The organism is Pseudomonas sp. P5_A12 (assembly GCF_056400685.1).
In genome coordinates this window covers 1-25,242 of the sequence record NZ_JBFUKU010000018.1, presented here as the reverse complement: position 1 = coordinate 25,242, position 25,242 = coordinate 1, and the positions used below count along the sequence as shown (strand labels likewise).

23 protein-coding genes, 1 tRNA gene and 1 pseudogene are annotated in these 25,242 nt (G+C 56.5%); 10 read left to right on the top strand and 15 right to left on the bottom strand.

Features of this window, described 5'->3' with window-relative positions; translation table 11 throughout:
• Window positions 1–2 precede the first annotated feature (2 nt).
• Complete coding sequence (msrA, locus tag AC1DSG_RS04785; protein WP_477789823.1) at window positions 3–707, top strand: peptide-methionine (S)-S-oxide reductase MsrA; 705 nt, start codon at window positions 3–5, stop codon at window positions 705–707.
• A 24-nt stretch (window positions 708–731) separates the two neighbouring features.
• Here the strand turns inward: msrA and AC1DSG_RS04780 are convergent, their stop codons facing one another.
• Both AC1DSG_RS04780 and AC1DSG_RS04775 read right to left on the bottom strand, forming a co-directional pair.
• On the bottom strand, window positions 732–1,745 hold the full coding sequence (locus tag AC1DSG_RS04780; protein ID WP_477789822.1) for a sensor domain-containing diguanylate cyclase: 1,014 nt from the start codon (window positions 1,743–1,745) through the stop codon (window positions 732–734).
• Between the two features lie 76 nt (window positions 1,746–1,821).
• Window positions 1,822–2,727 carry a LysR family transcriptional regulator gene (locus AC1DSG_RS04775; RefSeq protein WP_477789821.1) on the bottom strand — a complete coding sequence of 302 codons (906 nt, stop codon included), beginning with the start codon at window positions 2,725–2,727 and terminating at the stop codon, window positions 1,822–1,824.
• A 101-nt stretch (window positions 2,728–2,828) separates the two neighbouring features.
• Between AC1DSG_RS04775 and AC1DSG_RS04770 the strand changes: the two genes are divergently transcribed.
• Complete coding sequence (locus AC1DSG_RS04770) at window positions 2,829–4,004, top strand: acetylornithine/succinylornithine family transaminase (RefSeq protein WP_477789820.1); 1,176 nt, start codon at window positions 2,829–2,831, stop codon at window positions 4,002–4,004.
• Window positions 4,005–4,013: 9 nt separating this feature from the next.
• Here AC1DSG_RS04770 and AC1DSG_RS04765 read toward each other — a convergent pair whose 3' ends face one another.
• The 8 genes from AC1DSG_RS04765 to AC1DSG_RS04730 form a co-directional block, all read right to left on the bottom strand.
• Window positions 4,014–4,268 carry a Txe/YoeB family addiction module toxin gene (locus AC1DSG_RS04765; protein WP_477789819.1) on the bottom strand — a complete coding sequence of 85 codons (255 nt, stop codon included), beginning with the start codon at window positions 4,266–4,268 and terminating at the stop codon, window positions 4,014–4,016.
• Window positions 4,265–4,519 (bottom strand): type II toxin-antitoxin system prevent-host-death family antitoxin, encoded by a 255-nt coding sequence (locus tag AC1DSG_RS04760; protein ID WP_477789818.1) that lies wholly within the window; start codon window positions 4,517–4,519, stop codon window positions 4,265–4,267. The genes AC1DSG_RS04765 and AC1DSG_RS04760 overlap by 4 nt, the downstream gene beginning before the upstream one ends.
• Before the next feature lie 604 nt (window positions 4,520–5,123).
• Window positions 5,124–5,630: a P-loop NTPase family protein gene (locus AC1DSG_RS04755; protein WP_477789817.1), complete on the bottom strand. Its 507-nt coding sequence runs from the start codon at window positions 5,628–5,630 to the stop codon at window positions 5,124–5,126.
• A 14-nt stretch (window positions 5,631–5,644) separates the two neighbouring features.
• On the bottom strand, window positions 5,645–7,567 hold the full coding sequence (locus tag AC1DSG_RS04750) for an alkaline phosphatase D family protein (protein WP_477789816.1): 1,923 nt from the start codon (window positions 7,565–7,567) through the stop codon (window positions 5,645–5,647).
• A gap of 114 nt (window positions 7,568–7,681) precedes the next feature.
• Window positions 7,682–7,903 (bottom strand): formate dehydrogenase subunit delta, encoded by a 222-nt coding sequence (locus AC1DSG_RS04745; protein ID WP_477789815.1) that lies wholly within the window; start codon window positions 7,901–7,903, stop codon window positions 7,682–7,684.
• Complete coding sequence (gene fdhF, locus AC1DSG_RS04740) at window positions 7,900–10,782, bottom strand: formate dehydrogenase subunit alpha (RefSeq protein WP_477789814.1); 2,883 nt, start codon at window positions 10,780–10,782, stop codon at window positions 7,900–7,902. Before fdhF ends, AC1DSG_RS04745 begins: the two co-directional genes overlap by 4 nt.
• A complete protein-coding gene (locus AC1DSG_RS04735; RefSeq protein ID WP_477789813.1) occupies window positions 10,779–12,311 on the bottom strand; it encodes a formate dehydrogenase beta subunit in 1,533 nt (510 codons plus the stop codon). The genes fdhF and AC1DSG_RS04735 overlap by 4 nt, the downstream gene beginning before the upstream one ends.
• Window positions 12,308–12,784, bottom strand: a complete 477-nt coding sequence (locus tag AC1DSG_RS04730) for a formate dehydrogenase subunit gamma (RefSeq protein ID WP_477789812.1) — start codon at window positions 12,782–12,784, stop codon at window positions 12,308–12,310. Before AC1DSG_RS04730 ends, AC1DSG_RS04735 begins: the two co-directional genes overlap by 4 nt.
• Window positions 12,785–13,114: 330 nt before the next feature.
• Here AC1DSG_RS04730 and AC1DSG_RS04725 point away from each other — a divergent pair, with 330 nt between their 5' ends.
• Window positions 13,115–13,483 carry a PH domain-containing protein gene (locus AC1DSG_RS04725; RefSeq protein ID WP_477789811.1) on the top strand — a complete coding sequence of 123 codons (369 nt, stop codon included), beginning with the start codon at window positions 13,115–13,117 and terminating at the stop codon, window positions 13,481–13,483.
• 466 nt (window positions 13,484–13,949) lie between these two features.
• Here the strand turns inward: AC1DSG_RS04725 and AC1DSG_RS04720 are convergent, their stop codons facing one another.
• Window positions 13,950–14,231, bottom strand: coding sequence for a DUF3077 domain-containing protein (locus tag AC1DSG_RS04720; protein WP_477789810.1), 282 nt, complete (start codon window positions 14,229–14,231; stop codon window positions 13,950–13,952).
• A gap of 693 nt (window positions 14,232–14,924) precedes the next feature.
• On the opposite strand from AC1DSG_RS04720, the gene AC1DSG_RS04715 reads away from it, so the two are divergent.
• Window positions 14,925–16,628, top strand: coding sequence for a hypothetical protein (locus AC1DSG_RS04715; protein ID WP_477789809.1), 1,704 nt, complete (start codon window positions 14,925–14,927; stop codon window positions 16,626–16,628).
• Between the two features lie 95 nt (window positions 16,629–16,723).
• On the opposite strand, the gene AC1DSG_RS04710 is transcribed toward AC1DSG_RS04715, so the two are convergent.
• The 3 genes from AC1DSG_RS04710 to AC1DSG_RS04700 form a co-directional block, all read right to left on the bottom strand.
• Window positions 16,724–17,782, bottom strand: coding sequence for a GTP pyrophosphokinase (locus AC1DSG_RS04710; RefSeq protein WP_477789808.1), 1,059 nt, complete (start codon window positions 17,780–17,782; stop codon window positions 16,724–16,726).
• Window positions 17,783–18,209: 427 nt separating this feature from the next.
• Entirely contained in the window at window positions 18,210–18,539 is a 330-nt protein-coding gene (locus AC1DSG_RS04705; RefSeq protein ID WP_477789807.1) for a hypothetical protein, read from the bottom strand.
• A gap of 151 nt (window positions 18,540–18,690) precedes the next feature.
• A tRNA-Leu gene (locus AC1DSG_RS04700) sits at window positions 18,691–18,775 on the bottom strand.
• A 107-nt stretch (window positions 18,776–18,882) separates the two neighbouring features.
• On the opposite strand from AC1DSG_RS04700, the gene queA reads away from it, so the two are divergent.
• The 6 genes from queA (at window position 18,883) to AC1DSG_RS04670 (ending at window position 24,968) form a co-directional block, all read left to right on the top strand.
• Window positions 18,883–19,932 carry a tRNA preQ1(34) S-adenosylmethionine ribosyltransferase-isomerase QueA gene (queA, locus tag AC1DSG_RS04695; RefSeq protein ID WP_077431307.1) on the top strand — a complete coding sequence of 350 codons (1,050 nt, stop codon included), beginning with the start codon at window positions 18,883–18,885 and terminating at the stop codon, window positions 19,930–19,932.
• A gap of 14 nt (window positions 19,933–19,946) precedes the next feature.
• Window positions 19,947–21,062: a tRNA guanosine(34) transglycosylase Tgt gene (gene tgt, locus AC1DSG_RS04690; protein ID WP_162131657.1), complete on the top strand. Its 1,116-nt coding sequence runs from the start codon at window positions 19,947–19,949 to the stop codon at window positions 21,060–21,062.
• Window positions 21,063–21,105: 43 nt separating this feature from the next.
• Window positions 21,106–21,444 (top strand): preprotein translocase subunit YajC, encoded by a 339-nt coding sequence (yajC, locus tag AC1DSG_RS04685; protein WP_007916913.1) that lies wholly within the window; start codon window positions 21,106–21,108, stop codon window positions 21,442–21,444.
• Window positions 21,445–21,508: 64 nt separating this feature from the next.
• Window positions 21,509–23,377 (top strand): protein translocase subunit SecD, encoded by a 1,869-nt coding sequence (gene secD / locus AC1DSG_RS04680; protein WP_477789806.1) that lies wholly within the window; start codon window positions 21,509–21,511, stop codon window positions 23,375–23,377.
• 9 nt (window positions 23,378–23,386) lie between these two features.
• Entirely contained in the window at window positions 23,387–24,301 is a 915-nt protein-coding gene (secF, locus tag AC1DSG_RS04675; RefSeq protein WP_477789805.1) for a protein translocase subunit SecF, read from the top strand.
• 118 nt (window positions 24,302–24,419) lie between these two features.
• A complete protein-coding gene (locus tag AC1DSG_RS04670) occupies window positions 24,420–24,968 on the top strand; it encodes a glycine zipper 2TM domain-containing protein (protein ID WP_477789804.1) in 549 nt (182 codons plus the stop codon).
• 49 nt (window positions 24,969–25,017) lie between these two features.
• Here AC1DSG_RS04670 and AC1DSG_RS04665 read toward each other — a convergent pair.
• Window positions 25,018–25,242 (bottom strand): annotated as a pseudogene (locus AC1DSG_RS04665) (IS4 family transposase); the annotation flags it as partial.

The window sequence follows — 25,242 nt, the reverse complement described above, 5'->3', positions numbered from 1 at the left end:
CCATGAAAACCCTGTTTACCTGGCGCCGCACCTTGTTGGGAATGGCCGCTGCCGGCCTCATTGGTCAGTGCTCGGCATTCTCGTTCGGTGCTGAAGACGCAGTTGCTGTCCCGCCGCCGGCGCTGGATGAAACGACCCAGGCCCACAGCGAAAAAGTGGTGTTTGCCGGCGGATGTTTTTGGGGCGTCCAAGGTGTTTTCCAGCACGTTAAAGGTGTGAAAAAAGCTGTCTCCGGTTACGCCGGTGGTGCGGCCAACACTGCCCACTATGAACGGGTCAGCGAAGGCGATACCGGCCATGCGGAGTCCGTCGAGGTCACTTTCGATCCGGCTCAGGTCAGTTACGGGACGTTGCTGCAGATCTATTTTTCCGTGGCCCACAACCCCACTGAACTGAACCGCCAGGGCCCCGATAGCGGCACTCAATACCGGTCGGCGATTTTCACTGAGAACACCGAACAGCAACGCATTGCCCAGGCTTACATTGCCCAGCTCGACGCTGCTCATTCGTTCAACAAACCGATTGTGACCAAGCTGGAAACCTACAACGGTTTCTACTCGGCGGAGGAGGAACATCAGGATTTTCTGACCGAGCACCCGACCTATCCGTACATCGTGATTAACGATCTACCGAAAGTGGCGCAGTTGAAACGGTTGTATCCCGATCGGTATCAGGAGAAACCGGTGTTGGTGAAGACAGGGATGTGAATGGCAGTTGATGTCGGGTGAGGGTCACCCCGAAATCACATTCTTGCCCGCCACTTTCGACCGATACAGCGCCTGATCGGCCCGGGCCAGCAATCCGGTCTGTTGTTCTTCTTCGAAGCGCTGGACGACGCCGAAACTCATGGTCACTTGAAACGCGCCCACAGGTGGCAAGCTCAGCAGGCCATCGCGGATTTTTTCGGCGAGGAGCCTGGCATCAGCCAACGAGGTATCGGGAAGGATCATGATGAACTCGTCACCCCCCCATCGCGCCAGCAGATCACCTTCGCGCACGCAGTGCTTCACGCTCTCGACCACCTGCACTATTGCCGCATCACCCACGGCATGACCATAGTGATCGTTGATGAACTTGAAGTCGTCGATGTCCATGGTGATCATGGACAGGGGGCGTCGAAAACGCTGGGCTCGTTCGCATTCCTGAGGCAGGGTTTTTTCCATCAGATAGCGATTGGCAATGGAGGTCAGCGTATCGGTTTGCGCCAGTCTGCGGTTCTCTTCGAGTTGAACCTGAAGCTGCTGATTGACCCGGGACAACTCCCGGGTTCGTTCTTCTACGGTCGCTTCAAGGGAATGAGTGCGTCGTTCCAATGCCTCGAGCAGACGTCGCTTGTCGTCAATGCTGCGATGAGCTCCGACCATCCGCGCTACCGAGCCGTCGGCGTTGCGAGACAGCACATAGCCGCGGTCTTCGATCCAAAGGTAACTGCCGTCCAGCATGCGGCAGCGATACTCGGTCTGATAGGTGGGCGTGCGTTGGTTCAGGTAGTCATCAAACGCGGCCATGACCGAGGGGTAGTCATCAGGGTGGATAACGTTTTCCCAGGTCAACGCGGTGTTTTCCAGGGAGTGAGGCTCGTAGCCGAGCATCGTGTACCAACCGGGGTTGCGGTAGACAAAGCCTGTGTTGGCGTTCCAGTCCCAAATACCGTCGCTGACCAGTTCCAGAATTGTATGAAGCAAGTCTTCGCTAAAATCTGGCACATTGAGCTTCAATGGCTTGATATTTGTCGCTTCCCCCATCACCAACCCCCCCCTGACGCACAGCGTTCAATTGACTCGCCTGGCGTCGAGATTAGTGCATGGCGCATTGCCACGCCTAGTCTTTGCCCCATAACTGCATGGCAAAGTCGACGAAGTGGCGTAATTTCGGCAAGCGGTAGCGATCCTGTGCGTACACCAGGTGCATCGGCCGGCTCGGCAGTTGATAGTTCTGCATCAAAGCCACCAGTTTTCCGTTGAGCAGGTCTTGTTCGACCAGTGCATCGGGCAACATCACGATGCCCATCCCGGTTCGAGCAGCCTGATGCAACCCTGCGGAGCTATTGATCAGCATCGGACCACTGACGGCCACCATTACTTCGCCTTCCGGCCCGCTCAGACGCCATTGTTTTGCGACCGATTGCCAGTCATCCCCGACCGGATAGGCAAAGGACAAGCAATCGTGATGCTGCAGGTCTTCGGGTTTTTCCGGCGTTGTACGGCGCGCCAGGTATTCCGGTGATGCGCACATGGTCAGGGTGTAGTCGATCAGGGGGCGGGCGATCAGGTTGGACGGCTCAATGGTGCCCAAGCGAAATGCCACATCGAGGCCGTTTTCGAGTAGGTCGGGGCGGCCGTTAGTGAGCACCACGTCCAGTTTGACCTGCGGACATTGCAGAGAAAACTCGCTGAGCGCTGGTGCGAGCTTTTCCGTGCCGAAGGTCAGCGGTGCCGTGATGCGCAAGATGCCACTCGGCGCGTCCTGACTCTGTTCGGCCAAGCGTTCGGAATCGGCCACTAACCCCAGTACTTCAAGGCAACGCAGGTAATAAGCGGAGCCGAACTCCGTCAGGCGCTGGCGCCGAGTCGTACGGTGGAGCAAGCGCACGCCCAGGCGTTGCTCCAGTGCTCGCAGGTGATTGCCGACCATGGTCGTGGACATTTCACACTGCTGCGCGGCGRCCGTCATGCTGCCAGCCTCCACTACGCGTACGTAAACGGTCATTGCCTGGAACAGATCCATTATCAAGCTCGGCTTTAAGATGATTGAAGTATTGCAGCATTTATCCAGCTCAGGTGGCTAACCATACTGCAAAAAACCGACCCTTGATGGAGCTTGATGCCATGACCGCCGCCTGCCTGATGAGCACTTACCAACCGCTGGCCCTGAGTTTCAGCAGAGGGCTGGGCACGCGCCTTTGGGACGAGGCCGGTCGTGAGTACCTGGACGCGGTGGCGGGTGTGGCGGTGACCAATGTCGGCCACTCCCATCCTCGAATCGTCTCGGCGATCAGCGAGCAGGCCGGTTTGCTGTTGCACACGTCCAACCTCTACAGCATCGATTGGCAACAGCGGTTGGCGCAGAAACTGACGAAACTGGCGGGCATGGACCGTGCGTTCTTCAACAACTCCGGTGCCGAAGCCAATGAAACCGCGCTGAAACTCGCACGGCTTTACGGCTGGCACAAAGGCGTCGAGCAACCGCTGGTGGTGGTCATGGAGAACGCTTTTCATGGCCGGACATTGGGCACGTTATCCGCCAGCGATGGCCCGGCCGTGCGCCTGGGTTTCAATGAGTTGCCGGGGGATTTCGTCAAAGTGCCGTTCGGTGATCTCAGCGCACTGGAGAACGTGCAGCACGCCTACGGCCAAAGAATCGTGGCGATCCTGATGGAACCGATCCAAGGCGAAAGCGGTGTCCAGCTGGCGCCGCCGGGTTATCTCAAAGCAGTACGCGAACTGTGCAACAAGCGCTCGTGGCTAATGATGCTCGACGAAATCCAGACCGGCATCGGCCGTACCGGCCAATGGTTCGCGTTTCAGCACGAAGGCATCGTCCCGGACGTCATGACGCTGGCGAAAGGGTTGGGCAACGGCATCCCCATCGGCGCCTGTCTGGCCCGAGGCAAAGCCGCCGATCTGTTCACCCCGGGCAGTCATGGCAGCACCTTCGGCGGCAACCCGCTGGCCTGTCGTGTCGGTTGCACCGTGCTGGACATCATTGAAGAACAAGGGCTGCTGGAAAACGCCAAGCTTCAGGGCGAACGCCTCTTGACCAGATTACGTAGCGAACTGGCGGACGATCCGAACGTCCTGGCGATACGTGGCCAAGGCTTGATGATCGGCATCGAACTCAAGCAACCGATCCGCGACCTGACCCTGATTGCCGCGCGGGATCACGGTCTGTTGATCAACGTGACACGGGGCAAGACCATTCGCTTGCTGCCGCCGCTGACGATTGATGAGCGGGACGTGGAGATGATTGTCAGAGGGGTTGGCCGGATAATGAGAGCGACCTGAAAGGGTCGCTCAGTAGTGATACCTGCACATCACGACGCATATCGAACCTTCTTCGATCCCATAGACCAATCGATGCTCAGCCGTAATTCGGCGTGACCAAAAACCGCTCAAATTGTGTTTGAGCGGTTCAGGTTTTCCGAGTCCAGCAAAGGGTTCACGTTGGATAGCCTTAATCAGCAGGTTGATTCGTTTGAGCCCTGCCTTGTCGTTTTGTTGGAACCATAGATAGTCGTCCCAACCGTCAGATGTGAACTCGATTTTCATTCTTCGATGAGTTGCCGGGCTTGGGTTTTCCCTGCTCGCAGGTTGCCGATTGATTTGATCAGGCGCTCGGCATTGGCAGGTGAACGCAACAGGTAGGCGGTCTCTTCGAGCGCGTTGTACTCCGCGAGAGACATCATCACAACGGGCTCACCTTTTTGGCGGGTCACCAATAATGGAGCACGGTCTTCGTTGACCCGATCCATGGTTTCCGCCAGATGTGCCCGCGCGGTGGTGTAGTTGATGGTTTGCATGGCGTAGTCCTCGCTTGATGCAGAGAACGTACAGAAATGAGTACAGGATGACAAGGTAATACCTCTGAGTGGTCGTTGCACAGACGCGGTCTCTGCGCTTGCACTCAGTATCGCCGAAGCTTCTTCAAGACGTTTCTGGGAGCGATGTAGTCCCAATCCGAATTACGTGCCATCTCTTGCTCCAAAGTTTTTCCATCCCCCCCCCCCACAGATCTTGTGCATTGTGATCCCAACGGCCCTCCGCGATAGTGAATGCACGGCCCTGGCACCAGCCTCGGCCACTTCACTCAATCGCCGGGCCGCTGATTCGAAGGCCCGCAGGGCATTGAGGTGGTTTGGCGCTCTCATGATTCAGGTCCGCAGACGTGAATAGGGGAGCGATATAGTGCTCTTAAATCGGGGGCGTATGGGTAATGCCGATCACTTAAGCCTAATACGCGAACCGTAGCAGCTGGCGAAGCCTGCGTTCGGCTGCGTAGCAGTCGTAAAACATGAGTTTGCGGTCTACCTGAAACACCGCATCGGCTGATTTCACGACTGCTACGCAGCCGAACGCAGGCTTCGCCAGCTGCTACAAAGTGCGGTTCGGTTTAACTGATCGGCATTAGAGGATAGGGGATGGTTTATCGGTGTTCGCGAACTCGTTGATTTCAGTTCGATCCACAAGTTTGAGTTTTGAACCGTTGAACCCTCCGAACAGTTGCCGGTGTGCGGCAAATCCACTGGAGTCCTCGCGAATCCGATAACTGGCGGCCCATACAAGCATCGCCTTCAGCAACTCGTCATCGTCCGGTTTTTGTACTCTCTGACGAATATTGGCAACACAGTTTTCGTCATCAACACACAACCAAATCAGCGCCGTTGCCCGGTGCATAAGCTCGCTGACGATCCAGCCATAAACGCCTTCGATCACCCACTGTTCTTCATCGGCCGCAACCCGCGCTATGTCCAGTACTGCGGCATAGGGGCGGGCGATGCTGTGTTCGTCCGAGATCCAGTGAATCTTGTCGAGATCGATCCATGGCGCCTTCAGTTGTGCCGCCAATCGTTGCGCCAGCCAGCTTTTACCGGAGCCAGAGTTGCCGATGATCAGCGTGCGGGTGAGGTTCATGGTGACTCGCCGTTTCAGTCGTCATGTTCAGGCGCAACCATCCGGGTCTTGGGCGAGCCGTTTGAGTTGTGCTGATAAATGTCCTGGGGTTGTCCTTTCTCATTGAAGAACACCTGGCCGATGCCTGCCGAGTTCCATAGCCGTTCGCCGGCCTCGGCATGTTCGGGGGTGTGAGGGACGATGCGCATGCGGCGGCGTTTGGTCAGCCAGTTCAGTGGCGAACGCGGTGAATAGAGCCAGCGATTGAGGCGGTCGAACCATTCGAGCAGTCTGGGCGGGAATTCGTTTTTGATGCCGCTGCTGGTGATCTGCCAGATTTTCGGGCCGCCCTTGCGGTGTCGAATAAAGACTTCGTAGACGTAGGAATAATGCACATCACCGGACAGCACCACGTAGTTACCCGGTGTGCGCGAGTGTCGGAAAATGTTCAGGATCACTTGGGCCGCGCCGCGATGGGCCATCCAGTTTTCGGCGTCCACCAGCAGGGGATAACCGAACCAGCTGAAGACTTTCTGCACGGTTTCGATCAGTTTGACGCCGAAGATCGGCGCCGGTGAAACGATGATCGCCGACGGGTGATCCAGCAGTTCCTGTTGCAGTTCGCTGAGGGCTTCCCAGTCCAGCAGACCCGACGGTAGCTTGAGGTTCATCTCACTGCGCCAGCGCCGGGTGCGGGTATCGATCACCACCAGTGCGGGCGTGGTCGGCAGCACGTATTGCCACTGCTGAAATTTCAACAGCGCGTCGATCAAGTCATCTTGCACCGGACTGTCGAGGTAACGGTCACCCGCGGTGTCGCTGAGCAAACGGGTTTTCTCCAGTACGTCGCCAAATGCATCCGGGTTGTTACCCCAGCCCTGGCACAGCATGTAGGCGATCAAGGCGTTGCCGATGATGCGCTTGGAGAACGGATGGCCGTAGGCCGTTTCCTCCCACTGCGCGGACAGATTCCAGTCATCGGTAATATCGTGGTCGTCGAAGATCATCAGGCAGGGCAGATGCGCCATTGCCCGCGCGGCACCGCCCAGGCCCGACTGGAAGTCATCGATACACGTTTGTTCTTCGGCATACAGTTTGTGTCGTGCAAGCGTCAGCACGGGAGGTTGCGGATTGATCAGTGTCCAGGGCGTCGGCGACCAGACCAGCAGGTACATGGCCATCACCTCCGCGAAGGTCATCAGGTGATTGTCGGCACTGCTGCTGGTGAAAATCGGCTTGCTCGCGCCGCCGAAAAATCGATCACGCAGGGTTTCGTTGCTCTTGAGCGCCGGTAACAAATCCGCACGGTGGTAGTAACTGGCCGGGTGTTCGTAGAGTTTGGCGCTGTCGCTGACCACGGCGCCTTCGAGGTGTTCTTCAAACAGGCCCAGCCGCTCGATCAAGGCATGGATCGCCCGCAACATCGGGCCCGCAACGTCGTCGGCGTAAATCTGATCGCCGCTCATCATCAACAACGCCGGCCGCTGCGAGGCGTCCTGTTCCTCGGCCAACACACGGTCGACACAGATAAGACCATCGGTGACCGGGTAATGCGGTTTGCGGCAGGAACCATGCAGCAACTGATCAATGCGCGAGCGCAGGACAAAGTTCGGGCGACGCGCTTCGCCGTAGAGTAGATGCGGAGCCCACTCGGCGATGCCCGTCATGGCGTCATCGATCAACRGGTCGTATTCGATCAGTGTGTCGCAGGGCAGGGCAGTCGCCAGCGGCACATCGATCAAGTGGATAAACCCGTGAGTGCCGATCGGGATGACGATGCACTGACCGGCATCCAGGCGGATGTCGTCGCAATCTTGCAGACGCAAGGTCAGTGACAGCGGTCGGGATCCGACAAGCCACATGACCAGCCGTGCAGGTTCCAGCCGCCGCAACAGCGGGCCGGCCAGCACCGGAGGCAGTGAGTGGCAATCGTCAGGCAATGGCAGAGATACGGACATCCGGGTTCAAGACTCTTGGTGCACAGGATGGCGATGATAGCTCAGGTGGTCGCCTTTTCCTGTTAAGCGGGGGCCGCGATTTCTCACGGCCCATGCCCAAGAGTTTGTGTGAGCCTAAGCCTCCCAGCCCGCCCCACTGACAGCCGCTTGCGCCAGTGGGTGCATGTCCGCCCCTTGATGCTCCGTTTGCCAGGCCAGCAATTCCATGCGCATGCCGGGCGTCCAGTACATTTTCAGGTGATTACGCACACCGAGCACGGCGGTTTGCTCGTCCGGTTCGCTGGCGAAGTACTGGGCGATCTGGTTGGCCATTTTGATCAGGTTTTCAGTGCTCATCGGCGCACCTCCGCTTTGGCGCCACGGGCATGCCGGCGTTCCTTGAGCAAACGGTCCTGTTCATCACTGAAGGCCTGATAGCGTTTTTGCCACTCGGAAGGGTGATAGACGCGGCTGACCTCCACGGCGGTAACCTTGTACTCCGGACAGTTGGTGGCCCAGTCGGAGTTGTCGGTGGTGATCACGTTGGCSCCCGATTCSGGAAAGTGGAAGGTGGTGTACACCACGCCCGGCGCGACCCGTTCGGTGACCCGCGCACGCAGGACGGTCTGCCCGGCACGGCTGCCGATGCCGACCCAGTCACCCTCGTTGATGCCACGACTCTCGGCGTCGGTCGGGTGGATTTCCAGGCGGTCTTCGTCGTGCCAGGCGACGTTTTCGGTACGCCGGGTCTGGGCGCCGACGTTGTACTGGCTGAGGATGCGCCCGGTGGTCAGCAGCAGGGGATAGCGGTTGTTGACCTTTTCCTCGGTGGGCACGTAGCCGGTGAGCATGAAACGCCCCTTGCCGCGCACAAACTCCTCTATGTGCATGGTCGGCGTGCCGTCCGGTGCGGCGGCGTTGCATGGCCATTGCAGGCTGCCGTGGCGATCCAGTTCGGTGTAGCTGACGTTGGTGAAAGTCGGCGTCAGGCTGGCGATTTCATCCATGATTTCTGACGGGTGCTGGTAATTCATGGGGTAACCCAGCGCATTGGCCAGGGCCACGGTGCCTTCCCAGTCAGCCTTGCCACCCAGCGGTTCCATGACCTTGCGCACCCGGGAGATGCGCCGCTCGGCATTGGTGAAGGTGCCGTCTTTTTCCAGGAACGAACTGCCCGGCAAGAACACGTGGGCGAACTTGGCGGTTTCGTTGAGGAAAATATCCTGCACCACCACGCATTCCATGGCCGACAGCGCCGCGGTAACGTGCTGGGTATTCGGATCGCTCTGGGCGATGTCTTCGCCCTGGCAATACAGGCCCTTGAAACTGCCGCCCAAAGCGGCCTCGAACATGTTGGGAATGCGCAGGCCCGGGTCGGGTTGCAGAGTGACGTTCCAGGCCTGTTCGAACTGCGCCCGTACCACTTCGTTGGAGATGTGCCGGTAGCCGGGCAGCTCGTGGGGGRAGGAGCCCATGTCGCAGGAGCCTTGAACATTGTTCTGCCCGCGCAACGGGTTCACGCCCACGCCTTCGCGGCCGATGTTGCCGGTGGCCATGGCCAGGTTGGCGATGCCCATGACGGCAGTGCTGCCCTGACTGTGCTCGGTGACGCCGAGGCCGTAGTAGATCGCCGCGTTGCCGCCGGTGGCATACAGACGGGCGGTGGCACGGATGTCGGCAGGCTCTACGCCGCAGATGGCGCCAAGCACTTCCGGCGAGTTTTCCGCACGGCTTACGAACTCGCTCCAGCGGGCGAAATCGCTGCCCTCGCAACGGGCATCGATAAACGCCTGATCAAGCAAGCCTTCAGTGACGATAACGTGGGCCAGGGCGTTGAGCATGGCGACGTTGGTGCCCGGGCGCAGGGCCAAATGATATTCAGCGCGGGCATGCACCGAGTCCACCAGGTCAATGCGGCGTGGGTCGATAACAATCAGCCGCGCCCCTTCACGCAGACGGCGTTTGAGCTGGGAGGCGAATACCGGGTGGGCGTCGCTGGGGTTGGCGCCCATCACCAGGATCACGTCGGCCTGCATCACCGAGTCGAAACTCTGGGTGCCGGCGGACTCGCCCAGGGTTTGTTTCAGGCCATAACCGGTCGGCGAGTGGCAGACCCGCGCACAGGTGTCGACGTTATTGTTACCAAACGCGGCGCGCACCAGTTTTTGCACCAGGTAGGTTTCTTCGTTGGTGCAGCGGCTGGAGGTGATCCCACCAATGGAATCGCGGCCGTATTTTTGCTGCAGTCGGCGGAATTCGCTGGCGGCGTAGGTCACCGCTTCATCCCAGCTGACTTCTTGCCAAGGGTCATTGATGTGCTGGCGGATCATCGGCTTGGTGATGCGATCCGGGTGGGTGGCGTAGCCCCAGGCAAAGCGCCCTTTGACGCAAGAGTGGCCATGGTTGGCCTGGCCGTTCTTGTCCGGAACCATGCGCACCAGTTGATCGCCTTTCATCTCGGCGCGGAACGAGCAGCCCACGCCGCAATAGGCACAGGTGGTGATCACACTGCGTTCGGGCTGACCCAGTTCGACCACGCTTTTTTCCATCAGGGTCGCGGTGGGGCAGGCTTGCACACAGGCGCCGCAGGATACGCATTCCGAGTCGAGGAAGTTCTCGCCACCGGCGGCCGCGACCCGGGATTCGAACCCGCGTCCGGTAATGGTCAGGGCAAAGGTGCCCTGGGTTTCTTCGCAGGCGCGCACGCAGCGGTTGCAGACGATGCACTTGCTCGGGTCGTAGTCGAAGTAGGGGTTGGAAGTGTCCTTTTTGTCGGCGAGATGGTTGTCGCCTTCATAGCCGTAACGCACTTCCCGCAGGCCGACCTGACCGGCGACGGTTTGCAGCTCGCAGTTGCCATTGGCCGAGCAGGTCAGGCAGTCCAGCGGGTGATCGGAGATGTACAATTCCATGACGTTGCGCCGCAGCGTCGCGAGCTTCGGCGTCTGGGTATGCACGCTCATGCCTTCGCTGACCGGCGTGGTGCAGGACGCCGGGTAGCCGCGCATGCCATCGATTTCCACCAGGCACATGCGGCAAGAGCCGAAGGCTTCCAGGCTGTCGGTGGCACACAGTTTCGGAATGGTGGTGCCCAACAGCGCAGCGGCGCGCATCACCGAAGTGCCTTCGGGCACGCTGATGCTGCGGCCGTCGATGTTCAGGGTGATTTGCACCTGACTTTCGCGGGCCGGAGTGCCCAGATCGATATCGGTGTTCGGGTCGAAGAGAGTGATCATTGGTCGGCCTCCGAGGACTGCAGACCGAAGTCGGCGGGGAAATACTTGAGGGCACTGGCGACCGGAAAGGAGACCATGCCGCCCAATGCGCACAGCGAACCGTATTGCAAGGTGTCGCACAGGTCCTTGAGGATGATCACCTGCGCATCGCGACCATTTTGGTCAGGCGCGGCCAGCAGGCGGTCGATGACCTCCACGCCGCGGGTCGAGCCGATGCGGCAGGGGGTGCATTTGCCACAGGATTCCTCGGCGCAGAACTGCATGGCGAAGCGCGCCATGTGGGCCATGTCCAGGCTGTCATCAGCCACCACCACACCACCGTGACCGAGCATCGCGCCGATACCGGCGAAGGCTTCGTAATCCAGTGGCGTGTCGAATTGACTTGGCGGCACCCAGGCACCGAGCGGGCCACCGACCTGTGCTGCTTTCAGCGGCCGGCCACTCGCGGTACCGCCACCGTAGTCTTCCACCAGCTCCCGCAGGGTCAGGCCAAAGGCCCGTTCCACCAAGCCGCCACGACGAATATTGCCCGCCAACTGGAAGGGCATGGTGCCGAGGGAACGGCCCATACCGTAATCGCGATAGAACTGCGCGCCCTTGGCCAGAATCAGCGGCACCGAAGCCAGGGTCAGCACGTTGTGCACCAAGGTCGGGAGGCCGAACAAGCCCTGCAAGGCGGGGATCGGTGGCTTGGCGCGGACGATCCCACGCTTGCCTTCGAGCGAGTCCAGCAGCGCGGTTTCCTCACCGCAGATGTAAGCACCGGCACCGACGCGCACTTCCATATCGAAGGCCTGACCGCTGCCGCCGACATTGGCGCCGAGGTAACCGTTAGTCCGGGCAATCTCCAGCGCCTCGTTTAACGTGGCCACGGCCTGTGGGTATTCCGAGCGCACATAGATGTAGCCGTAGCTGGCGCCGACGGTGATGCCGGCAATGGCCATGCCTTCGATCAGCAGGAAGGGGTCGCCTTCCATCAACATGCGGTCTGCGAAAGTGCCGGAGTCGCCTTCGTCGGCGTTACACACAATGTACTTCTGCACAGCTTGAGTGGCGCGGACCGTGCGCCACTTGATCCCGGCGGGGAAGGCTGCGCCGCCACGGCCACGCAGGCCTGAATCGAACACTGCCGTTGCGGTTTCATCGCCGCCAATAGTGACGGCTCTTGTTAAACCCTCGAAACCGCCGTGGGCCCGGTAATCGTCCAGCGACAGCGGCCGGGTGATGCCGGCGCGGGCGAACAGCAAACGTTGTTGAGACTTCAGATACGGCAATTCTTCCACCAAGCCCAAGGCCAGTGGGTGCGAGGACGGATCGCCTTGCAGCGCATCGAGCACCGACGGCACATCGCTAGCGGTCAGCGGGCCAAAACCGATTCGACCATGCGGCGTGTCCACTTCAAGCAATGGTTCCAGCCAGTACAGGCCGCGAGAGCTGGTGCGTTGCAGGTCCTGGCTGGCAAGGGCCGACGCCACCTCATCGGCACCGACGGCTCGGGCCAGCGAATCACAGGATAGATAGAGGCTCATACGTCCTCCCGGCAAGCGTCGAGCAAAGCATCGAGACGCTCGGCACTGAGCCGCGCATGCACCTGACCATCCAGCTCCAGCGCTGGCGAACAGGCGCACGCACCAAGGCAATACACCGGACGCAAACTGATGCTGCCATCGGCGCTGCTGCCGTGATCGTCCAGTTGCAGGCGATCACGCAACTGCGCGGCAAGCTGCTCGGCACCGCGACTCTTGCAGGACTCCGCCCGACACAGGCGCAGGATATGCCGGGCCGGCGGCGCGGTACGAAAGTCATGGTAGAAGGTGATCACGCCGCGAATCTCGGCCTGACTCTGATTGAGGGCGTGGGCAATCTCGGGGATGGCGGCATCGGGGATGTAACCGATACCGGCCTGAATCTCATGAAGGATGGGCAACAGTGCACCCGCAGAGCCCTTGTGGCGCTCCAGCAGGCTGTTGACCATCGGCAGGTGCAACATCTCATCAGGCATTCAGCAATCCTCACGGTCACGGACAAACCAGGCGGTCGTCGGTCGTCCGAAAGTGTCGGCTGCGGCACTCACACCACGTCACGGTATCGTGGCATTGTCAGGCCGTTGGCCAGGGCACCCTGAGCGGGCATCTTGTTTTACCCGGCGCGGTCTTTGCCGCACCTCAAAAGGGCATTAAGGGAGCTTGCCACGCTGCTATTGATTCGACTGCACCAAAGCGACGTGTTTGGTTCTTTCTACGACTACCCATTAAGTCTAGACGAGGCCCAGCCCAAGACGCCGTACGCCGCTCGTACTCGGGATTTACATTCAAAAAACAGGGAATGACAAATGATTGATTTCAACAACAAAGGCTTCTTCAAACTCAAGCAAAACGAAGAATACGCCGAACGCGTCAGCGCGCTGCTGCTGGAAGGGGAGCAGGTCATCGACGCCTACAAATCCATGCGCGACGGCGTAGTGTTTACCAACAAACGCATCATCGCCGTCAACGTGCAGGGCATCACCGGCAGCAAAAAAGACTTCACCTCGCTGCCCTACAAAAACATCTTGGCGTACTCGGTGGAAACGTCCGGGACGTTTGACCTGGATTCGGAGCTGGAGATCTACTTTTCGTCGTTGGGGAAAGTGAAGTTCGAATTCACCGGCAAGACGTCGATGGTGGAAATCTCGAAACTGATTTCCCAGCACGTGCTCTGACCCGAACACTAAAAAGCCCCGAAAAACTCGGGGCCAACAACGGCCTCCAGCTGGCCGCAATCCCTGTGGGAGCGGGCTTGCCCGCGAAAGCGTCAGACCAGCCAACATCAATGCTTAAAGCTAGCCACTACCTCCAGCCTTAGCCTCCGCCCGCTTAGGTGTAGGCACAAACCAGCGTTTCATGTGGCATCGACGTTGACATAGTCATCAGGCTCCGACAGCATCAGTCCCAATCGCGCCCGATCCTCTGGTGCTGGCTCAGTCCGGCATTACGTTCGGGCCTTCTTGTTTCTGGAGCATGGTAATTGGTTTAACCGCCCCCTTGTGGGAGCGAGCCTGCTCGCGAAAAACTCTAGGGAATCACCACTCCCGCTGAATGCCCCAACCCGCGACCAAACCCGTCCTACATGCGTTATGCCTGACGTCTAAAACCCAGAGGCTACCCTTCAGCCTCCGCTGCCTGCTTCTACATCGGTGCAACCTTCCGATCCCGCGTCAGTACCTTCACTGCATCATCAACCACCGCCTTACTCATCGCCGTCAAATAATGCGCAGCCCAAGCGTGGCGGTCGGTGTCTGTGGCGTACGCGGCATCTTCATTCAGCTTCTTGGCGAGAAACAGAAAGTCAGAAGCCATGGCCAATGCATCGCCGAGTGGGACGCCACGAGTGACGTGGAAAAGCGGTTGATCGGCGCAGTAAATGGCGGGGGTTAGGCCGATGGTTTTCAGCTCTGATTGATCGGTCATTGGCCACCTCCGATGATGGAGATGCGGTGGGAGAGGGTAGACAGTGGGGCGTTACGCAACTGGGCGTCGCGTTGAAGGAAATGCCAAATTTCGTACGGATTGATGCTGCACATTATCAGACTCCTTGATATATGGAGCTGCCAGATTCGTTACCACACGAATGGGTGACAGCTGTGCGCAGGGTGGTAAACCGGGAATCAAGGAAACCGGCACGCCCGAAGGCGTCCCACGCACAGCCGCCATGACTCACGCTGCAGGCATAAAAAAAGCGCCTGAAGACGTGACTGGGGCGCTGTTGCGCCTTGAATAACTCGGGTTACCACACCCGGCCGCTGAATTGGCAGCGACGGGGGAGGGTAACCTGCAGACTCCTTCCCTGCAACCGCCGAAAGCTCCCAACGCGAGCACTTGCGCCTGAAAATGAACGGTATCTACTCATTTCGGAAAACTCGTATTTATGCGGTATTTCAATCCAAGAACTTTTTCAGATTTCTAACACCAATGGAGACTGAAGGCGTCCATACTTCGCGACTTGCAGGCAAATAATATGGTCTGTGATACATGCAGGAATGCTGCTCTTAGCTCCATAAATGCAAGAAAATACGAAGGTTCAGGTTGGCCAACAAGAGGTGGTCATTTTTTCCTGAGCAGCATCACGCTCACCGCTTTGTGCAGTGGTAAAAGGAGGGATAGGTGGTTACGGAATTTTGCTACGGGTTCGTGTGTTTTATTTCATTGGATACGAATGGACCAAAAATTTTTGGAGTGTCGGAGTTTCTTGCCGGGCTTGCTTTGATGGTGCTTGCTTGGACCACGGCAGACGTTCTGTATCGTTTTCGAATTGCAGCTGCTCCTGTGCCGCTACGTATGATTACGTTTTATGTTGTTGCAGCAGTTGGCGTGCTGACACTTTTGACTGATCTTTGGCGAGCTGAGGGATGGCCAGTTCCCAAAGGGAGTTTATTAACCCCTTCAGAGTGGCAGGCCATTCTAGGAGGCGTATATATAACAACGTTCCTGTCTTGGGCTTGGTTCGCATTCATAAAACCTCCAGTTTATGGGCGACGAAACGCGAAACGTTATGCGCAAGCACTTTATCGATTTGTACTTAAGGGGTCGACAGCAGAGTTGTCCGTTATCGCAGATGAACTCGCATTCTCGGCAAAAAATCTGGTTTTATACTCAACGGATTATAGTAAAAAAACAAGAAGTGTTAGAGGCGCGGATTCGCGCGATCTAGAAAGTCTACTTCCAACAGCTGAGGATTATGCGGACGATTTGTTATTGTTGATTGCTGATAAAAAATTTTGCAGAACTATAGTTCAATCGTCCCCAGGTACTGCATTGGCCTTCTTTCAAGCGGTTGGAGAGCAGAGAAAATATGGTATTCAGATTGAAACGTTCGCGAAAAATATTGTCGCAGAAGCTTTAGCAAACACAGATTCATTCCTGTATCACGAGACTGATGGCTATGAGTCTGGATTGTTGGGGTACCATAAGCCATTAAGTCAGGCAATGTTTGCTGATTACAAAATGGTTGAAGGAATCGGTACGTTGCTGAATCCAGATGTACTAGGGCAGTGGAAGTGGGACGCATGTAAGTGGAAGGCATATTGCCGAGTGGTCTTGATGGTGCTTAGCGATAAAATTGAAAATGGTATTATGGGGCCGTCGTTCTCTTTGTCACAAGCATTGAGGTATATAGGCGAGGCTACATATGGGTTGTATAAAATTAATGGAATGGAGAAGTATGTCAGGGATGAAGACGAGCAAGAAAAATTACGAGCGGTGGTTGACTTTGTTGGAAGCGCTGCACTACTCCTTAATGCGAAAAAAATACCCAACTTCTTGCCGCTTAGAATTACGAGTTCAAGAAGGGGTGAAACTATTTACGATGAGATAGCTAGGCTGATCTTTTCAGTCGTTTTTTCAGCTGCGAGAGTTCAATCGCCATCAGAGCTTTGTTGGACGATCCAACATAACTATGTGTGGGGGGAGTTGATGGGATTTAAGCTTGAGGGAGTGGCTGGAAAAATAATAAAACACAAGCTTCGTCGTCTCATTTATGATGAGATTGTCAATATGGGTAGATTTCAAAATTATAAGAGTGCGATGATTATAGGGTATTGTTTAAATGTTGTTGGTTTTATTCCAAGGAGCGTTGGCGATAATCACGAGAATATTCTACGAAAAATTGTTTCCGGTTGGGCTAAGAGGAATTATGCCTCACTACGCTTGCAAAATCCTAGCGTCGCGGAAGCTTGTCTAGTAGATAGTATTAGTTACGATGCAGAGAAATATAGGCTTATTAAAACCTACGGTACACATGCCCTGAGGCAAAAGCCTCGACTTATTTATCTTCAGCTCGATTCTCCAAAAAATGATGCTGGACATTGAGTTTATATTCGATGCGCCGTGTGGTTTACGGGAAAGGGGCGGATTTATTATTGGGTGGCGTCCCGATAATATATACGTCCCATTATTGTAAGTGATTATTGAAAGAAGTTAACGAGTGTTTCTAGGAACTCTTCCCCTCCGGGTGTCCGAAGCCAGTCATTTTCCTCTAGGTATTTTATAATTTCAGTTCTTGTCTTTTTGGCAATAAGGACATGCAATAAAAAGAATGAGCTAATACCAGGTGCAACAGCTGTGACGTCATTGTTGTTACCTTCGCCATCTTCGTCTTGGAGGTTTCTTAATAGTGACACCATACGAAGAATGTCTGCGTGGTGTATCGATAACAGTGTCGTCAAAGAATCTATTGTGGTTATTCCTGCTTTGACAAGTCTGCTTACAAGCCTAGTTTCATTGTTAAATGGGGCGGGGCGATAATTGCCAACTTTATGAACTTCCGAGTCTAGAGCTATGCTGGCTGGGCTCAAAGTTACAAATTTCTCGAAGGAGACAGCATCCAATCCTATGCTTTTACTTCCGCTTGAGATTTGCTTGTCAAGCGATTTTGAATACTTGTCGATCTCTTTTCGAATGGAAATAAACTCTTGGTCAGCTAATTCTAGAAGGCCTGCCAATCGGGAAAATTTTCTTTTTATAGGGCCAGGTACTTCTATTTCATTTTTATAGCCGATGTCGTGTTCGATTTCTGCCCACGTGTGCTGCAGAATCGATCGTATTTGTATTTCAATTTTTAAGCCATCATAGTCTGCATACTCTTGGAGTTTGGATCGAGTTTTTTTCAGAGATGCAACATAGTGGAGTGATAAATATCCAAATCTGTCGGGGTCCAAAATTGTACGCTTGTCAATGCTATTTGATTTGTCAATATCAAATTCTTTTTCGATAAGGTTGGCAATAACGTCTACATCATCGGAGTAGTGGGTGATTATTCTAATACCCGCCAAATCAGTGATATCTAGCAAATTTCGGTAATGTGCTTTTTTTATGATTTTTTTCTCAAGGCTTGCTCTATCCTTACAACGGCTTGATATTGAGTGGACAGTCAGCTGCTTGGATGCTAGAAGCCGTTTTATCAAGTCTGCAGTGGTGCTACAAAAAGCCTTGTAAACATCAATAGAACTATCGAACTCTTTCATTAGCGATTCAGATGAGTTTATTAGCTTAGATCGGTCCATCTGGGAGATCCTTTTAGCCATTAGTGCTATCCTAGGTTTAGCTAATTCGCTTATTTGCTGAATCGCTGATCGATGAAAGAAGAGTTTTACCCTTGAGCTTGGCATTTGGCCACTACTGCTTGCATCTGTCTACAGGCGGGGATAAAAAGGGGCAGATTTATTATTTTCTCGAGGGGGGCGAAATCTAGTTGGTTTTCCACATGTCAGGCAGCACACACACAAACTACCCCTGTGGGAGCAGGTTTCCGCCATAGTGTCAGATCAGCGAACATGGATACCCAATGCGCCACCGTCTTGCAAACAGTTCAGGTACTCAGGCGTCAGATTTATTATTCATCAATACGTGGTGACTAGCGTGGGTATGCCTTCAGGTGAATCGTCCTTCGATTTATTGAATGGCTTTCAAGTAGTCCTTGAGCACAAGGAGCGGCGCTTCAAGCTGCGCAATCGTCTGCGCGGCGTAGAAGTCAGCTGACAGTCTATGCAGCTCGCGCCCTAGCGGTGTATCGGCCCCGTCCAAAGCTTCCAGCGCCAAATTCGCGCAGTGCGCCACTCTAAACTGGATCGCCTCGACATCACCTCTGCGCACCAGCAACCCAAAAACCTCCCGCTCATAATCACTCATCAGCAAATCATCCCGAAGAATCGGACTCGAATCCTCCGTCTCATAAGCAAGCTTGAGGCAGAACAGGGCGACGGTTTCCAGCAGCAGTTCCATGGGGTGAATCCTTGAGAATTGTCGTACCAACCTAGGTTGCGAGAAATCCAAAAGCTTCGCCGGCAAGCCGGCTCCTACAGGTCGGTGGGGTGTCAGGTGCTTTTCTACAGGCGAAAAAAAAGGCCTTGCTAAGCAAGACCTTTCTTAATTTTGGTGCCCCGAGGGAGACTCGAACTCCCACTCCTTTCGAAAACGGATTTTGAATCCGCCGCGTCTACCAATTCCGCCATCAGGGCTCAATGGCCGCGGAGTATAGAGATGAGATAACCGTTGGTCAATCAGGTACATGGAGAATTTTTGATATTTCCGCTAGACTTCCCGGCCCTGCTAGACGAACCCCATCATGCGCGTTGCTGACTTTACCTTCGAGCTCCCAGATTCGCTGATCGCCCGCCATCCTTTGGCCGAGCGTCGCAACAGTCGCCTGTTGACCCTTGATGGGGTCAGCGGCGCCCTGGCACACCGTCAATTCACTGATTTGCTTGAGCATTTGCGCCCGGGCGATTTGATGGTGTTCAACAATACCCGGGTGATTCCGGCGCGGCTGTTTGGCCAGAAGGCTTCCGGCGGCAAGCTGGAAATCCTGGTCGAGCGCGTGCTCGACAGTCATCGCGTGCTGGCGCATGTGCGTTCCAGCAAGTCGCCGAAGCCGGGGTCGAAGATCCTGATTGATGGCGGTGGCGAAGCCGAGATGCTGGCGCGTCACGATGCGTTGTTCGAGCTGGGTTTCGCCGAAGAGGTGTTGCCGCTGCTTGACCGCGTCGGGCACATGCCGTTGCCGCCTTATATAGACCGTCCGGATGAAGGCTCGGACCGTGAGCGTTATCAGACGGTCTACGCCGAGCGCCTGGGCGCTGTGGCGGCGCCGACGGCGGGGCTGCATTTCGATCAGCCGCTGATGGAGGCGATTGCCGCCAAGGGTATCGAGACTGCGTTCGTGACCTTGCACGTCGGCGCCGGTACGTTCCAGCCGGTGCGCGTCGAGAAGATCGAAGATCACCACATGCACAGCGAATGGCTGGAAGTCGGCCAGGACGTGGTGGATGCGGTGGCGGCGTGTCGCGCTCGCGGTGGTCGCGTGGTGGCCGTGGGGACCACCAGCGTGCGTTCGCTGGAAAGTGCGGCGCGCGATGGCGTGCTCAAGCCGTTCAGTGGCGACACCGATATCTTTATCTACCCGGGCCGACCGTTTCATGTGGTCGATGCCCTGGTCACCAACTTCCATTTGCCCGAATCCACGCTGTTGATGCTGGTTTCGGCGTTCGCCGGTTATCCCGAAGCCATGGCTGCCTACAAAGCCGCCGTCGAGCATGGATACCGCTTTTTCAGCTACGGTGATGCGATGTTTATCACCCGTAACCCCGCACCACGTGGCCCTGAGGACAAAGAATGAGTCGCCAAAGTCGTATGTCGTTTGAGTTGCTTGCTACTGACGGCAAGGCTCGTCGCGGTCGTTTGACCTTTCCACGCGGTACCGTAGAAACCCCGGCCTTCATGCCGGTGGGCACCTACGGCACCGTCAAGGGCATGTTGCCACGGGATATCACCGCCACCGGCGCGGAAATCATTCTGGGCAACACCTTCCACTTGTGGCTGCGTCCTGGCACCGAAGTGATCAAGAAGCACGGCGACCTGCACGATTTCATGCAGTGGAAAGGCCCGATTTTGACCGACTCCGGTGGTTTTCAGGTGTTCAGCCTGGGCGCCATGCGCAAGATCAAGGAGGAGGGTGTGACCTTCGCCTCTCCGGTTGATGGCGCCAAGGTGTTCATGGGGCCGGAAGAATCGATGCAGGTTCAGCGTGACCTGGGCTCGGACATCGTGATGATTTTCGACGAATGCACCCCGTACCCGGCTGACGAAGACGTCGCTCGCGTGTCGATGGAGCTGTCGTTGCGTTGGGCCAAGCGCTCGAAAGAGGCCCATGGCGACAACACGGCGGCGCTGTTTGGCATCGTTCAGGGTGGCATGCACCAGGACCTGCGCATGCGCTCCCTGGAAGGCCTCGACAAAATCGGCTTTGATGGCCTGGCCATTGGCGGTCTGTCGGTGGGCGAGCCCAAGCACGAAATGATCAAGGTGCTGGATTACCTGCCGGGTCAGATGCCGGCTGACAAACCTCGTTACCTTATGGGCGTTGGCAAACCGGAAGATCTGGTTGAGGGTGTGCGCCGCGGTGTGGACATGTTCGATTGCGTGATGCCAACCCGTAATGCCCGCAATGGGCATCTGTTCATTGACACCGGCGTGCTGAAGATCCGTAACGCGTTCCATCGCCATGATGATTCGCCGCTGGATCCGACCTGCGATTGCTATACCTGCCAGAACTTCTCCCGTGCTTATCTGCACCATCTGGACAAGTGCGGCGAAATGTTGGGTAGCATGTTGAATACCATCCACAATTTGCGCCATTACCAGGTGCTTATGGCTGGTTTGCGCGAGTCTATTCAACAAGGTACATTGGCCGCCTTTGTCGATGCCTTCTACGCCAAACGCGGGTTACCTGTTCCGCCTTTGGATTGAGTTTTCTGACCCTAAGATCCAACATTTGCAACTGGAGTGCTAAATGAGCTTTTTTATCTCTAATGCCATGGCTGACGCTGCTGCACCTGCTGCTGCGGGCCCAATGGGTGGCGGCTTTGAGTGGATTTTCCTGGTCGGTTTCCTGGTCATCTTCTACCTGATGATCTGGCGTCCACAGGCCAAGCGCGCCAAAGAGCAGAAGAACCTGCTGAGCAGCCTGCAAAAAGGCGATGAAGTTGTGACCACCGGTGGTATCGCCGGCAAGATCACTAAAGTGGCAGACGATTTCGTTGTTCTGGAAGTTTCCGACACCGTCGAAATGAAATTCCAGAAAGGCGCCATTGCCGCCACGCTGCCAAAAGGCACGCTAAAAGCGATCTAAGTTTCAACTTCTACTCAATCGACGGGGCGCGCAAGGCGCCCCGCGTCATATAGCGGGCGGCGTGATGCTGAACAAATACCCTCTGTGGAAATACATTCTGATCCTGGCGGTGCTGGCGGTCGGACTGATTTATTCCGCTCCCAATTTATATCCTGATGACCCGGCCATTCAGGTCAGCGGCGCAAGCACTGCGCTGGTCGTCACTCAGGCTGATCTGGATCGCGTGAGCGCTGCGCTCAAGGAATCCGGGATCAACGTCAAGGCTGCCACGCTCTCGGCGAACGGCAAGGGTGGTCTGATTCGTCTGACCAAGGCTGAAGCTCAGCTGCCTGCCAAAGACGTCGTGCGCAAGGTGTTGGGCGATGACTACGTCGTTGCACTGAACCTGGCACAAACCACGCCACAATGGCTGCGCAACCTGGGCGCGCACCCGATGAAGCTGGGTCTGGACTTGTCCGGTGGTGTGCACTTCCTGCTGGAAGTGGACATGGACAAAGCAATCGACGCACGCTTGAAAGTGTACGAAGGCGACGTAAAGAGCCTGTTGCGTAAAGATAAACTGCGCTATCGCAGCCTGCCGCAATTCAACGGTGCCATTCAGCTGGGCTTCAGTGATGAAGCGGCCCGCGAAGAAGCCCGTGTGCTGATCCGCAAGAACTTCAACGATTTCGACATTGTTCCGGCCGACCTCAATGGTCAGCCGGTGCTGCGTCTGGCGATGACCCCGGCCAAGCTGGCGGAAATCCGTGAATACTCCATCAAGCAGAACTTGACCACGGTACGTAACCGCGTCAACGAGCTGGGTGTTGCCGAACCGATCGTTCAGCGTCAGGGCGCCAACCGCATCGTGGTTGAGCTGCCGGGCGTTCAGGACACTGCAGAAGCCAAGCGTATCCTCGGCAAGACGGCCAACCTTGAGTTCCGTCTGGCAGCTGAGCCGGGTGCTTCGAAAGCCACTTCCGAGACCTTCGAGTTCCGTGAAGGCAATCGTCCGCCGGCACAGATCGAGCGTGGCCTGATCATCACTGGTGACCAGGTGACTGACGCCAAGGCTGGCTTCGGCGAGCACGGCACGCCAGAAGTGAACATCCGTCTGGATGGCCACGGTGGCGAGCTGATGAGTCGTGCGACTCGCAGCAACGTCGGTCGCAGCATGGCAGTGATCTTCATCGAGCAGCGCCCTGTTACCACCTACACCAAGCAGATGGTCAACGGCGTCGAGAAAGACGTGCCGGTTCAAACGTTTAAAGAAGAGAAGAAGATCATCAGCCTGGCGACCATTCAGTCGCCGCTGGGTGCTCAGTTCCGCATCACCGGCCTGAACGGCCAGGGCGAGTCTTCCGAGCTGGCACTGCTGCTGCGTGCCGGTGGTCTGGCTGCACCGATGTACTTCGCTGAAGAGCGCACCATTGGTCCAAGCCTGGGTGCCGACAACATCACCAAAGGTATCGATGCATCGCTGTGGGGCATGCTGTTTGTCTCGCTGTTCATCATCGCCATCTACCGCTTCTTCGGCATCATCGCCACCGTCGCTCTGGCGGTGAACATGGTGCTGCTGCTGGCCTTGATGTCTCTGTTGGGTGCAACGCTGACCTTGCCGGGTATCGCCGGTATCGTATTGACCATGGGTATGGCGGTCGACGCCAACGTACTGATCTTCTCGCGGATACGTGAAGAGATCGCTGCAGGCATGACCGTACAACGGGCAATCAACGAAGGCTTCGGCCGGGCATTCACCGCGATTCTCGACGCCAACCTGACCACCTTGTTGGTCGGCGGGATTCTCTTTGCGATGGGCACCGGCCCGGTCAAAGGTTTCGCAGTGACCATGTCCCTCGGGATCTTTACCTCGATGTTCACGGCCATCATGGTGACCCGCGCGATGGTCAACCTGATCTTCGGCGGTCGTGACTTCAAGAAGTTGTGGATTTAAGGGGCTGCCATGTTACGTACAATCAACTTCATGGGCGTTCGCAACTTCGCGTTCGGCGTCACATTGTTCCTTACCGCACTGGCGTTGTTCAGTGTGGCCACCAAGGGCATGAACTGGGGCCTGGACTTCACCGGCGGTACGCTCATCGAGCTGACCTACGAGCGTCCGGCCGACGTCACCAAGGTGCGTGAGCAGCTGGTGACAGCGGGTTATCACGAAGCCATCGTGCAGAACTTCGGTGCAACCACCGACCTGCTGGTGCGTATGCCGGGTGAAGATCCGCAACTGGGTCACCAGGTGGCCGAGGCCTTGCAAAAGGTCGGCGGCGATAACCCGGCGCAGGTCAAGCGCGTAGAGTTCGTCGGCCCGCAGGTGGGTGAAGAACTGCGCGACCAGGGCGGCCTCGGCATGCTGATGGCGCTGGGCGGTATCCTGATCTACCTGGCGTTCCGCTTTCAGTGGAAGTTTGCGGTCGGCGCCATCGTGTCGTTGATCCACGACGTGATCGTGACCATCGGTATTCTGTCGTTCTTCCAGATCACTTTCGATCTGACGGTATTGGCGGCGGTACTGGCGATCATTGGTTACTCGCTCAACGATACGATCGTGGTATTTGACCGGGTTCGTGAGAACTTCCGTGTACTGCGCAAGGCGACCCTGATCGAGAACATCAACATCTCGACCACGCAAACCCTGTTGCGGACCATGGCAACCTCGATCTCCACGTTGCTGGCGATTGCGGCGCTGCTGTTTTTCGGTGGCGATAACCTGTTCGGCTTCTCCATTGCGCTGTTCATCGGTGTTCTGGCGGGTACTTACTCGTCGATTTACATCGCGAACGTGGTGCTGATCTGGCTGAACCTCAGCAGCGAGGATTTGATTCCTCCTGCGGCGACCGAGAAGGAAGTCGACGACCGTCCATAACGGCCTTCGCTTTCCCGCTGTCTGCCGAAAAAGGCGCGAGTTGAACTCGCGCCTTTTTTTGTGCTCCAAGGCTGGGAGAAGCGCGGGTTTTCCCGCATGTGATGGTCAGGAGGTTCATGTGAACAAGTCGATGCTGGTTGGTGCGGTTTTGGGTGCTGTCGGTGTGACTGCCGGGGGTGCTGTCGCTACCTACAGCCTGGTTAAAAGCGGTCCTGAGTATGCGCAAGTACTCGCCGTTGAGCCGGTCAAGACACAAATCAAGACGCCACGTGAAGTTTGCAAGGACGTTACCGTGACTCGGCAGGCGCCGGTCAAAGATCAGCACCAGATCGCCGGTACGGTGGTCGGTGCATTAGCGGGTGGTCTGCTGGGTAATCAGGTTGGCGGCGGCTCCGGCAAGAAAATTGCCACGGTCGCGGGTGCTGTCGGCGGTGGTTATGCGGGCAACAAGGTTCAGGAAGGCATGCAAGAGCGTGACACCTACACTACGACCCAGACTCGCTGCAATACTGTGAACGATATCAGCGACAAGGTCGTTGGCTACGATGTCCGGTATTCGCTGGATGGCAAGGAAGGCAAAGTGCGGATGGATCGCGATCCGGGTAACCAGATTCCGGTCGACAAGGAAGGCAAGCTGGTCCTGACGCAGAATGACGAGAACCGCTAAATACTCAGGTTTCAGATTCAAAAAAAAGCACCCTTTGGGGTAATGCCAGTCAGTTAAGCTGACTGGCATTTTTCTTTCTGATCGGATACTTCGGGGATTTGAGCCTGATAGCCCGGGGGTAGATGCGCTCCTCTCGCCGATGAGGCAGGACGTAATGCATGGCTGAAGCATGCAGCTCAGCCAGGTATTTGGGGATGTTCCCGGAACGGTCGGCGGAGACGCTATTGATAAACCCGAGGATCGCCCAGGTACACGCGGTAAAGCTCATTTCGCA